This window comes from Alcanivorax sp. HI0044 (assembly GCF_001634945.1).
The window spans coordinates 1-10,187 of the sequence record NZ_LWEZ01000047.1 but is presented as its reverse complement, the minus strand read 5'-3'; the positions used below and the strand labels follow the sequence as shown (position 1 = coordinate 10,187).

Sequence of the window (10,187 nt, the reverse complement as noted above, 5' to 3'; positions counted from 1 at the left end):
GCGACTGGGGCACCCAGTTCGGCATGCTGCTGGCGTATCTGGAAGAACAGAAAGCCGAAGAAGGCGAGCGCGAGCTAAGCCGCGAGCTGGCCAACCTGGAAACCTTTTACCGGGCCGCCAAACAACGCTTCGACGAATCCGACACCTTCGCCGACCGCGCCCGCGCCCTGGTGGTAAAACTGCAGTCCGGCGACGATTACTGCCTGAACCTGTGGGCAGAATTCAACCAGGTATCCCTGAGCCACTGCCAGGCCATCTACGATCGCCTCGGCGTCAGCCTGACCCCATCGGACGTGCGCGGCGAAAGCGCCTACAACGATGACCTGGCCCAGGTCGTCGCTGACCTGGACAGCAAAGGCCTGCTCAGTGAAAGCCAGGGCGCCCAGTGCGTCTTCATGGACGCCTTCAAAAACAAGGAAGGCGAACCACTACCCGTTATTGTGCGCAAAGCCGACGGCGGTTATCTCTACGCCACCAGCGACCTGGCCGCCCTGCGTTACCGCGCCGGCACCCTGCAGGCCGATCGCATGCTGTACTTTGTGGACCAGCGCCAGGCACTGCATTTCCAGCAAATGTTTACCCTGGCAAAGCTGGCCGGGTTTGTCCCCGAACAGACCGAACTGGCACACATGGGCTTTGGCACCATGAACGGCCCGGATGGCCGCCCGTTCAAGACCCGCGACGGCGGCACCGTCAAACTCATCGACTTGCTTGATGAAGCCGAAGAGCGCGCCTACGCGCTGGTGAAAGAAAAGAACCCGCAGCTGGACGAGGACGCACTACGCACCATCGCCCGCTCGGTGGGCATCGGCGCAGTGAAATACGCTGACCTCTCGAAAAACCGCAGCAGCGACTACATCTTCAACTTCGAACAGATGCTCAGTTTTGAAGGCAACACCGCGCCTTACCTGCTGTACGCCTACACCCGCGTGGCCAGCGTATTCCGCAAGGCCGAACTGGACATGGCCAGCGTGAGCGGTGACTTCCTGCTTAACGAAGCAGCAGAACAGGCCCTCGCCGCACGGCTGGTGCAATTTGCGGAAGTCCTCCAGAGCGTGGCAGACAAGGGCCAGCCGCACCTGCTCAGCGCTTACCTGTATGATGTGGCCGGGCTGTTTTCCAGCTTCTACGAGCACTGCCCGATTCTCAGCAGTGAAGACGAGGGCATCCGTAACAGCCGCCTGAAGCTGGCCGCCCTCACCGCCCGCACCCTCAAACACGGCATGGAACTGCTGGGCCTGAGCCCACTGGAGCGCATGTAATGGCGAAGAACACCCGGCGCGGCGCCAGCCGCGGCCCCGCCCGCAAGAAGCAACCCCAGCGCCAGGTACCCGGCTGGGTCTGGCTGTTTACCGGCCTCATGGTCGGCCTGTTTGTGGCCTTCCTGTTCCATCTGGGCAAGACCCAGATGGCACAGGGTGACAGCAAACCGGTGGCCAGCAGCAACGACAAACTGGCTCAGGCCAAGCCCGAACCGAAACCGGAACCCAAGAACGAACCCGGAGAGGATTCACCCCAGTTCGATTTCTATGCAGTGCTGCCGAAGATGGAAGTGATCGTGCCGCAGAACGAAACCGACAACGGCACAGGCACCACCCGCAAACCGGACACCAGCAAACCGGCCAATACCCGCAAGCCGGAAACCAACACCCGCAACAACGAAAAATACCTGTTGCAGGCGGGCAGTTTCCGTCGCAACGAAGATGCGGACCGCCGCCGGGCCGAACTGATCCTTAAAGGCTTCGAGGCCAGCATCCAGTCAGTCAATCTGGACAGCGGCGACAGCTGGCACCGGGTCATGATCGGCCCCTACAACAACCTCAACGCCATGCACCGCGCCCAGGACCAACTGGCCGGCAACGGCATCGAGACCCTGCCGATCAAGATGAAAAAATAAAACGCCTGATGCATAACGCCCAATGCCGGACGTAACCCCGTCTGGCGTCGGGCATCAGGCATCCTGCTTTTCCTCCTTGAAATCCCCCACCTGTGCCCACACTTCCTTTGCTACGCGTAAAAAGGAGAATTCCCGTGGAGCAGTATCGCGGTACAACCATTGTTTCTGTTCGCCGAGGTAACAACGTGGTCATCGGTGGCGATGGCCAGGTCAGCCTGGGCAACACTGTCATGAAGGGCAACGCCCGCAAGGTCCGTCGGCTTTTTCACGGCAAGGTGATTGCCGGTTTCGCCGGCGGCACCGCCGACGCCTTTACCCTGTTTGAACGTTTCGAAGCCCAGCTGGAAAAGCACCAGGGCCATCTGGTGCGCGCTGCTGTGGAGCTGGCCAAGGACTGGCGCACCGACCGTGCCCTGCGCCGCCTGGAAGCCCTGCTGGCGGTAGCCGACAAGGAAAGCTCGCTGATCATCACCGGCAACGGTGACGTGATCGAGCCGGAAAAAGATGGCCTGATTGCCATCGGCTCCGGCGGCCCCTTTGCCCAGTCCGCGGCCACCGCCCTGCTGGATAATACCGACCTGCCGGCCCGCGATATCGTCGCCAAGGCGCTCACCATTGCCGGCGACATCTGCATTTACACCAATCACAACCACACCTTCGAAGAGCTGGACGGTTAACCATGGCTTCCCTGACACCCAAAGACATTGTCTCCGAACTCAATCGCCACATCGTCGGTCAGGACGCGGCCAAGAAAGCCGTGGCTCTGGCGCTGCGTACCCGCTGGCGCCGCATGCAACTGCCCGCCGAAATGCGCGCGGAAGTGGCCCCCAAGAACATTCTGATGATTGGCCCCACCGGGGTGGGTAAAACCGAAATCGCCCGCCGCCTGGCCAAACTGGCCGACGCCCCCTTTATCAAGGTGGAAGCCACCAAATTCACCGAGGTGGGCTACGTGGGCCGCGATGTGGAATCGATCATCCGCGACCTGATGGAAATGGCCATCAAACTGCTGCGCGACAAGGAAATCGCCCGTGTGGGCAGCCAGGCCGATGATGCCGCCGAAGAGCGCATCCTCGACGCCCTGCTTCCCGCCGCACGCGCAGAAGACGGCAGCGCCAACGACAGCACCGACAGCAAAACCCGCCAGATCTTTCGCAAGAAACTGCGTGAGGGCGAGCTGGACGACAAGGAAATCGACGTGGACGTGGCCAGCCAGCCCGCCGGCGTCGACATCATGGCGCCCCCTGGCATGGAAGAAATGACCAGCCAGCTGCAACAGATGTTCTCCAAGATGGGCGGCAACCAGCAGCGCAAGAGCCAGAAACTCAAGGTACGCGAAGCCTATCGACTGATCCGCGACGAAGAAGCCGCCCGTTTCGTCAATGAAGACGAGCTGAAAGTGCAGGCCATCGACGTGGTGGAAAACAACGGCATCGTGTTCATCGATGAAATCGACAAGGTGGCCAAGCGCGGCGAAGGCGGCGGTACCGACGTGTCCCGCGAAGGGGTACAGCGCGATCTGCTGCCGCTGATCGAGGGTTCCACCGTCTCCACCAAGTACGGCATGGTGAAAACCGATCACATCCTGTTTATCGCCTCCGGCGCCTTCCACCTGTCTCGCCCCAGCGACCTGATCCCCGAACTGCAGGGCCGCCTGCCGATTCGCGTGGAACTGAGCCCGCTGAGCCCGGACGACTTCCAGCGCATTCTCACCGAGCCCAAATGCTCGCTCACCGAGCAATACAAGGCGCTGCTGGAAACCGAAGGCCTGAACCTGGAGATCAGCGACGACTGCATCCGCCGCATTGCAGAAGTGGCCTGGCAGGTCAACGAACGCACCGAAAACATCGGCGCACGCCGCCTGCACACGGTGCTGGAAAAACTGCTGGAAGAAATCAGCTTCGACGCCGATTCCCTGGCCACCCAGTACCACGACAAGCCACTGGTACTGGACGCCGAAGCCGTGGATCGCTACCTGGGCGAACTGGCCGACGACGAAGACCTGAGCCGGTATATTCTGTAAATCGTCTGAAGTCTGACGACGGACGTCTGACGCCAATTTGTTTTGCGTCAGACGTCTGACTTCCGACGTCCGACCGCTTTCCTGCTATTATCCCTGCCGGAGGGAACACCATGACCGCCGGCGAACAACTGCAACAGTATCTCGAACGTTTTTTTGCGCTGCGCCAGCACGGCGACGATGCGGTCTTTGTGGCACGGCTACGCCGGCTGCAGGACTGGCAAGGCGAGCGCCTCAGGCACACCCATGCCCACCTTCTTGATGACCCGGCAACCGCCGAGGGAGTCCGCTTCCTGCTGGAAGAAGTCTATGGTGGCCGCGAGCTGCTGCCGGTGGCACGGGAAATCCGCCGCGCTCTGCCCAGGGCCATGAAACTGCTGCCGGATAAAGTCATGGCCACCTCCGCCAGCGCACTGGAAGCGGCTATCCTCACCCAGGAGCTGGACGAGGCAGTCACCGACATTCTCGGCGAGCAGCTTGATCAACCCATCGATGAAGCCACCTATCTAGCGGGATTTCGCCAGCCGAACCATCACCAGGATCGCCAACGGCAGCTGCAGCTGGTGGCCGAACTGGGTCATCGACTGGATCGCTATATCCGCTCGCGAATGCTCCACGCCACTTTCAAAATGGTTCGCAAACCGGCCCATGCGGCGGGCTTTGCGAACCTGTATGATTTCATGGATCGCAGTTTCCGGGTGATGAAACCCGTTCCCAGCGTTGGCTTGCTGCTGGAGCAGCTGGCCACCCGGGAAGACGCCATCATGGAAAAGGTTTTCGCCTGTCACCCATCGCCTTTCGAGAATTGATATGTCCGACGACAGCAAGGTCACACACTTCGGCTACCAGCAGGTGCCATGGCAGGAAAAACAGCAAAAAGTGGCCGGCGTATTCCGCTCCGTGGCGGGCAAATACGATGTGATGAATGACCTGATTTCCATGGGCAGCCATCGCATTCTCAAGCGCATGACCATCGAGCTGGCCGGCATTCGACCGGGCCACAAAGTGCTCGACCTGGCAGGCGGCACCGGCGACCTGGCCATCAAATTTTCCCGGCTGGTGGGCGAAACCGGCCAGGTGGTGCTGGCCGACATCAACGACGCCATGCTCGACGTGGGCCGCGACCGCCTGTTCGATGCCGGCTGCAGCCACAACACCCAGGTCACCCAGGTGAACGGCGAATGCCTGCCCTTTGAAGACAACAGCTTTCACTGCATCACCATTGCCTTCGGCCTGCGCAACATCACCGACAAGGACGCAGCCCTGCGCTCCATGCTGCGGGTCCTCAAGCCCGGCGGCCGCCTGCTGGTGCTGGAGTTCTCCACGCCCACCAACAAGCACTTGGCCAAAGCCTACGACGCCTACTCCTTTGCCGTGTGGCCCAAGCTGGGCAAGCTCATCGTCAACGACGCCGACAGCTACCAGTACCTGGCGGAATCCATTCGCATGCACCCGGATCAGGACACCCTGCAGGGCATGATGGACAACGCCGGCTTTGCCCGTACCGAATACTTCAACATAATCGGCGGCATCGTGGCCCTGCACAGAGGATTCAAGTTTTGAGCCTGAAAGACCAGTCACGCTCTCCGGGCCTGCTGTCCACCACCGCCCTGGCCACCGTGGAGCGAGCCATCAACACCGCCCTGCGTTCCGATCCGGCCAGCGCCGATCGCCTGGCCGTACACGCCGGGCGACTCATCGCCATTGAGGTGACACTGCCGCCCATGGCCATCTACGGGCTGATCGTGGAAGACGGTGTAGAGCTCTACCACCGCAGCGACGCCACCCCGGACGTGGCAGTGAAAGGCAGCCCCATGGACCTGGCCTCGCTGCTGCTCAACTGGAAAACCCGCCCCGGCGTGATCGGTGGCCCCGTGGACATCACCGGCAACCGGGATTTTCTGCAAGAGCTACAACAGATCGCCAACCACCTGCAGATCGACTGGGGCGCCATTCTGGAGCCTGTCACCGGTTCCGAGCTGGCCCAGCAACTGGATTACAGCGCCCGCCGCCTGTTCGGCTGGGCGAAGCAAGCCGCCACCCGCCTCACCGAACAACTGGGCGATTATGTGGGCAACGAATCCGGGCTGATTCCCAGCCGCCGTGACGTTTACGAATTCGGTCACGACGTGGATGAACTGCGCATGGACGTGGATCGTCTGGATGCCCGCATTCAGCGGCTGAAAACCCGCGCGCCGTCCGCATCATCCTCTTCGCCCTCATCGCCACAGGATTCCGGGAGCGCAACACACTGATGCCACCGATTACCCGCATACTGGTGGTGATCCATGTGATCTGCCGCTACCGGCTGATATCCCTGCTACCCGCTCATCCAGCCAAAGGCCTGCTACTGGTCCTGCAGTACCTGATGCCGGCCAGCTGGCTCGGCACCGGCGAGCTGAGCGAAGGCGAACGCCTGCACAAAGCACTGGAGCGGCTGGGGCCCATCTTCATCAAATTCGGCCAGCTGCTGGCCACGCGACAGGACATGCTCCCCCCGGAGTGGACTGCCGCCCTCGCCCGCCTGCAGGATCAGGTCGCCCCTTTCGATGGCGAGCAGGCCAGAGCCCTGGTGGAAGCCAGTCTGCCGCAACCCTTTGATGAGGTGTTCCGCGACTTCGACAGCACGCCCATGGCCGCCGCCTCCGTAGCACAGGTGCATGCCGGCACCCTGCACAACGGCCAACAGGTGGTGGCCAAGGTGCTGCGCCCCACCATTCGCCCGGTGGTGGAGCGGGACCTGAAGGTGATGGCCTTCGGTGCCCGCTGGCTGGAACGCCTGTGGCGTGATGCCCGCTATTTCCGCCCGGCCCGGGTGGTACAGGACTACCGGGAGATCATCCTCGGCGAACTGGATCTGGCCGCCGAAGCGCGCAACAGCGAAACCATGCGCCGGCATTTTCTGTTCAGTCCGCTGCTGCACATTCCCGCCATTCATCTTGAATTGTCCAGCCCCACCGTGATCATCATGGATCGCATCCATGGTATTCCGGTGAACGATATCGAGCGCATCAAGGCCGCTGGCATCGACCCAAAAGTGTTGGCCGAGCGCGGCGTGGAGATTTTCTTCGCCCAGGTCTTCCGCTTCAACTTCTTCCATGCGGATATGCACCCGGGCAATATTTTCGTTAACCCCGAACACCCGGAGTCGCCCCAGTACATGGCCGTGGACGCCGCCATCGCCGGGCGCCTGTCCAAGGACGACCTGAACATACTTGGGCGCATGGTGCTGGCGGTGATGCGCGAAGACTACAGCGCCCTGGTGGATGCGGTGATCCGCGCTGGCTGGAATACGGCTCCCATCGACCGGCCCCGGTTTGAACGGGCAGTGATCGATATCATCGAGCCCGTCCGCTCCGCCCAGCTGGATCAACTGGAATTCGCGCCCCTGATCATGAAACTGTTCGATATGGTTCGCGCCTACCATATCGAAATGCCGGTGCAGTACATCCTGCTAATGAAAACCCTGGTTCACATCGAGGGACTGGGGCGCAGCATTTATCCCCAGCTGGATATCTGGAACACCGGGCGCCCCTTGCTGGAAGCCTGGATGCTGGCCGAATACGGCCCCAGCGCCACGCTGAAGAAGCTGCAGAATCGCCTGCCGGAATGGACCGCCCAGCTTCCGGACATGCCCGACCTGCTCCGCGACGGACTGGAAAGCCTGCGCGACCTGCCCTACCAGCAGGACCGCCTGGAAGCCCGTTTCGAACAACAACTGGTGCGCCATCGCCACAAGCTGTTTGCCGGCCTCGCCGGGCTCGGCTGTGCCGGCGCGGCCCTGTGGCTGGCAACGCCCCATTTCAGCTGGCCACTGGCTGCTGGCGCCGTGCTGCTGGTGAGCTGGAGCTGGCGGCGCTAGACTGTGGGCCTGCACAAACACCGTGCTCAATGTTCGTAGGAGCTTGCTTGCAAGCGAACCATCACCCTTCGCCAGCAAGCAGGCTCCTGCATAAAGACCGCTAGTTCGACCACGAAGAATACACAGCCTATGTCAGATATACTCAGCGAGCTGCACCAGGTACTCGAATCGCGCAAGGGCGCCGATCCGGATAGCTCCTATGTGGCCAGCCTCTACGCCAAGGGCCTGAACAAGATCCTGGAAAAAGTCGGCGAAGAAGCGGTGGAAACCATTCTTGCGGCCCGGGATGCCGAAGTCAGTGGCGACAACCAGGCACTGATCAGCGAAACCGCCGATCTATGGTTCCACTCCCTGGTGATGTTGGCCAAACTGGGCGAACACCCGGACAAGGTTCTGGCAGAATTGCAACGACGTTTTGGCCTGTCCGGCCATGATGAAAAAGCCGCACGCAGCGGTAAACACTAACGCACATTAACGCGGCCCCTACTTTTTCGGAGAGAAAACCATGTTTTCCGGCATCAGCATTTGGCAGTTACTGATTCTTCTGGCCATCGTGGTCCTGTTGTTCGGCACCAAGAAACTGCGCAACATGGGCGGCGATCTGGGCGGCGCGGTGAAAGGCTTCAAGAACGCCATGAAAGATGGCGAAGACGAGCAGGACCAGAAACGTCTGGCTGACGACGAGCAGCCTGATAACGAGCAACAAGCCGGGCAAAAAAGCGAACAGAACAAGGAAAAGGACAAGGCCTGATTCCTGTCGCCTTTTCGGCGACACAGTCCGGACCAAATCCTGCTAAACCGAGGTTGCGATGTTCGATATCGGCTTTGCCGAACTCACCCTGATCTTCATTATCGGCCTGGTGGTACTGGGGCCGGAGCGACTGCCCACCGTCGCCCGCACCCTCGGCCACTGGATCGGTCGTGCCCGCTCCACCTTCAACCACCTGAAGAACGAGCTGGAACGTGAAGCCGTGACCCAGGACATGCAGGAGCGCATGGAAAAGCAGATGCGCCAGATGGGGCTGGATGAAGACAGCATCCGCGAAGCCAAAGACAGCCTGCTGAGCCCGGAACAAATTGCCCGCTCACGGGCACCGCGCAGCGAACAGCCCCATAGCGACGCTCTGAACGCGGATGACGCCGACACCGGCCAGCGCACCAACGACCAGCCCCAGGACCCCACCCGCCATGACTGATGCCAGCAACGACGCCGGCCAGCCGCTGATTGCGCACCTGCTGGAACTGCGCAATCGCCTGCTCAAGGCCATGGCCGTCATTTTTATCGTTTTCCTGTGTCTGTTCGCGTTTTCCCGCGAGCTCTACACCTTGGTAGCCAAACCGCTGATGGACGCCATGCCTGCCGGCACCAACATGATTGCCACCGGCGTGGCCTCGCCCTTCCTGGCGCCGTTCAAGCTGACCCTGTACCTGAGCGTCTTCGCCGCCATGCCGTTCATTCTCCACCAGGCCTGGGCCTTTGTGGCTCCCGGTTTGTACAAGCATGAAAAGAAATTGGCGATACCGCTGCTGGCCAGCAGCGTCCTGCTGTTCTATGGCGGCGCCGCCTTTGCCTATTTCGTGGTATTCCCGTTGATGTTCCAGTTCTTCACCGCCATCGCCCCGGAAGGGGTGGCCGTGACCACGGACATCAGCAGCTACCTGGATTTTGTACTGGCGCTATTTCTGGCCTTCGGGCTGGCGTTCGAGTTGCCCATTGCCATCGTGCTACTGGTGAGCACCGGGGCCACCACGGTGGAAAAACTGAGCAAGGCCCGCGCCTATGTGGTGGTGGGTTGTTTCGTGATCGGCATGCTGCTGACACCACCGGACATCATCAGCCAGACCCTGCTGGCGATTCCCATGTGGTTTTTGTTCGAGATGGGACTGCTCGCCGCCCGGATGGTAAAGAAACAGGCTCAGGCCCCGTCAGCGTAACGCCATCCTGGCTAATGCTGAGTGATGGACCGGAATAACTCGCGTGGGTCGAATTAGCCGCGAAGCGGCGTAATCCGACATCCAGAGATGGGTAGCACTGAAGGCCTCCGGGATTGGCCCAACCGGTCCTAGAACCGGTAACCACTGCCTGGAGCAGGAATCGGCGCGGGCACAGGAAACGCCGGCGGCTCCTCCCCCCCTCCCTCAGCGGGCGACTCGGGCGCCTCTTCCGCTTTCGCCACCTCGGCAGCACAATCATTGTCCTGCATGAAATCCACCAGGCGCTGCTGCACCGCCGGGTCCCGGGTACTTTCCGTGTGTCCGCCACGCAGCTTCTGGAAGGTTTTGGGTTGCGTCGCCGCGGCATACAGCCGCTCGCCGTGAGCGTAGGGAATCACCGGGTCATCTTCACTGTGCATCACCAGCAAGGGCGTCGGGGCAATGTGGGCCACTCGCTCCTCCGGGTCCAGCGC

Annotated in this window: 13 protein-coding genes; 12 read left to right on the top strand and 1 reads right to left on the bottom strand. The window is 61.2% G+C overall.

Annotated features, from left to right (window positions below; all coding sequences use genetic code 11):
* The 12 genes from argS to tatC all read left to right on the top strand — a co-directional run.
* Positions 1 to 1,262: arginine--tRNA ligase (gene argS, locus A3730_RS00580; protein ID WP_063537235.1), on the top strand; the 1,262-nt coding region annotated here is incomplete at its 5' end.
* On the top strand, positions 1,262 to 1,897 hold the full coding sequence (locus A3730_RS00575) for an SPOR domain-containing protein (protein ID WP_063520551.1): 636 nt from the start codon (positions 1,262 to 1,264) through the stop codon (positions 1,895 to 1,897). The genes argS and A3730_RS00575, both read left to right, overlap by 1 nt.
* A gap of 134 nt (positions 1,898 to 2,031) precedes the next feature.
* Positions 2,032 to 2,574, top strand: a complete 543-nt coding sequence (hslV, locus tag A3730_RS00570) for an ATP-dependent protease subunit HslV (RefSeq protein ID WP_007150844.1) — start codon at positions 2,032 to 2,034, stop codon at positions 2,572 to 2,574.
* A 2-nt stretch (positions 2,575 to 2,576) separates the two neighbouring features.
* Positions 2,577 to 3,920 (top strand): ATP-dependent protease ATPase subunit HslU, encoded by a 1,344-nt coding sequence (gene hslU / locus A3730_RS00565; protein WP_063537233.1) that lies wholly within the window; start codon positions 2,577 to 2,579, stop codon positions 3,918 to 3,920.
* A 110-nt stretch (positions 3,921 to 4,030) separates the two neighbouring features.
* Positions 4,031 to 4,726 carry a hypothetical protein gene (locus tag A3730_RS00560; protein ID WP_063521321.1) on the top strand — a complete coding sequence of 232 codons (696 nt, stop codon included), beginning with the start codon at positions 4,031 to 4,033 and terminating at the stop codon, positions 4,724 to 4,726.
* A 1-nt stretch (position 4,727) separates the two neighbouring features.
* Positions 4,728 to 5,480, top strand: coding sequence for a bifunctional demethylmenaquinone methyltransferase/2-methoxy-6-polyprenyl-1,4-benzoquinol methylase UbiE (gene ubiE, locus A3730_RS00555; RefSeq protein ID WP_063521322.1), 753 nt, complete (start codon positions 4,728 to 4,730; stop codon positions 5,478 to 5,480).
* The gene (locus A3730_RS00550; protein ID WP_063521323.1) at positions 5,477 to 6,172 is read left to right on the top strand and encodes an SCP2 domain-containing protein; all 696 of its coding nucleotides are present in this window, start codon (positions 5,477 to 5,479) and stop codon (positions 6,170 to 6,172) included. The genes ubiE and A3730_RS00550 overlap by 4 nt, the downstream gene beginning before the upstream one ends.
* Positions 6,172 to 7,779, top strand: a complete 1,608-nt coding sequence (locus A3730_RS00545) for an AarF/UbiB family protein (protein WP_063521324.1) — start codon at positions 6,172 to 6,174, stop codon at positions 7,777 to 7,779. The genes A3730_RS00550 and A3730_RS00545 overlap by 1 nt, the downstream gene beginning before the upstream one ends.
* Positions 7,780 to 7,908: 129 nt before the next feature.
* Positions 7,909 to 8,244 (top strand): phosphoribosyl-ATP diphosphatase, encoded by a 336-nt coding sequence (locus A3730_RS00540; protein WP_063521325.1) that lies wholly within the window; start codon positions 7,909 to 7,911, stop codon positions 8,242 to 8,244.
* Positions 8,245 to 8,284: 40 nt separating this feature from the next.
* Positions 8,285 to 8,530, top strand: coding sequence for a Sec-independent protein translocase subunit TatA (tatA, locus tag A3730_RS00535; RefSeq protein ID WP_063518808.1), 246 nt, complete (start codon positions 8,285 to 8,287; stop codon positions 8,528 to 8,530).
* Between the two features lie 58 nt (positions 8,531 to 8,588).
* Positions 8,589 to 8,975, top strand: coding sequence for a Sec-independent protein translocase protein TatB (gene tatB / locus A3730_RS00530; protein WP_063521326.1), 387 nt, complete (start codon positions 8,589 to 8,591; stop codon positions 8,973 to 8,975).
* Entirely contained in the window at positions 8,968 to 9,714 is a 747-nt protein-coding gene (gene tatC / locus A3730_RS00525) for a twin-arginine translocase subunit TatC (protein WP_063521327.1), read from the top strand. The genes tatB and tatC overlap by 8 nt, the downstream gene beginning before the upstream one ends.
* 128 nt (positions 9,715 to 9,842) lie before the next feature.
* Here tatC and A3730_RS00520 read toward each other — a convergent pair.
* The coding region (locus A3730_RS00520; RefSeq protein ID WP_197477202.1) for an alpha/beta hydrolase at positions 9,843 to 10,187 on the bottom strand (345 nt) is incomplete at its 5' end.